At 57.5% G+C, this 1,268-nt stretch carries 1 protein-coding gene and 1 pseudogene; both read right to left on the bottom strand.

The window, feature by feature from the left end; all coding sequences use genetic code 11:
- Nucleotides 1-263: pseudogene (locus ACE4YL_RS06995) on the bottom strand (single-stranded-DNA-specific exonuclease RecJ); the annotation flags it as partial.
- A gap of 209 nt (nt 264-472) precedes the next feature.
- Nucleotides 473-1,268: protein translocase subunit SecF (gene secF / locus ACE4YL_RS07000; RefSeq protein WP_461369428.1), on the bottom strand; the 796-nt coding region annotated here is incomplete at its 5' end.

Here is a 1,268-nt window from a genome sequence, read left to right on the forward strand (position 1 = left end):
CCATGGACAACAATTTTCTGGCCTTTTTTTAGGGCGGTGCCAATTCGCTCTACCGCCCCCTCCATCCCCTTCATCAGCCAGGGAGAGTGGAGCTGCTCCAAAGAGGGATACAGAAAAGCGCGGGCAGCACTGGCGCTTTTAATCCCACGGCGGAGCAAAACCCGGGCCACGGCCGGCAAGATACCGAGCTCATCCGCCAGGGCCGCCGCTTCTTCAGTTGGTGCCGGGGCCGGTCCACCCCAGCGTTTTTGCGAGAGACTCATCTTTTAAGGAACAGCTCCTTCCCCGGCCGGGGCTGCCGACAGCTGATCCGGCCCCACCTGCAGGCGGCCTTTTTTCTGCGCCGGGCCGGGCGGGCGTCTCCGCAGATCTTCTTGACGCCGCCGTTCGTCACGCAACTGTAAGGCGCTGCCCATAAGGCGATCTAAGTTAAACGGGTCCAATTTCTCACTGTTCCTCTCTTTCAGAGCACTTAGGCCGGGCGGCGACGAGCCCGCCTGGCCTGAAGTTCTGTCAGGTCCAACCAGAGGGGAGCGGCAATGAATACCGATGAATAGGTTCCCGCCACTACACCGATGAGCAGGGCAACCACGAAGGCAATTAGATCGAAGCTGCCGATAAAGTAATAGAAACCAACCAGCAGCGCCAACAGCACTATCAGTGTGGTTAGCGAGGTGTTCAGGGTCCGGACCAGGCTCTGGTTGATACTCTGGTCTACTACCGCACCGTATTCATCCTTCTGCTTACGCCTGATATTCTCGCGAATCCGGTCAAAGATAACGATGGTATCGTTAACCGAGTAACCGAATACTGTCAGCAGCGCGGCGATAAAGGGACTGTTTACCTCGATCTTGAAAATAGAAAAAATAGCGGTAACAATAAAAATGTCATGCAGCAGCGCTATAATCGCCGCCAGGGCGAATTTAAACTCGAAGCGGAACGTGATATAGACGATCATCCCGACAATAGCCACGGCAAAAGCGATCAGCGACTGGCGGGCCAGCTCGCCGCTAATCACCCCGCCGACGCTCTCCACGCGCAGATCGTCCGGCCCCAGCGAGGGCCAGCGTTCCCGGAGAGCGGCTAGAATAGAGTTGCGGCGACCCTCGTCAAGGTAGCTACTCTTAATGACCACCCCTTCAGTGGTCACCCGCCCCTGCAGGTCGCGCCCCTGGACTACTTGCAGCGCAGCGCCCTTTAGCTCGGGGAAGCTGTCGGCAACCTCCTGCACTTCGGCAAGGTCAAAGCCCTCCTCTAAGTTTAGGTGA

The sequence above is a fragment of the Candidatus Darwinibacter acetoxidans genome, from assembly GCF_041936445.1.
Lineage (GTDB): Bacteria > Bacillota > Limnochordia > Darwinibacteriales > Darwinibacteriaceae > DTU010.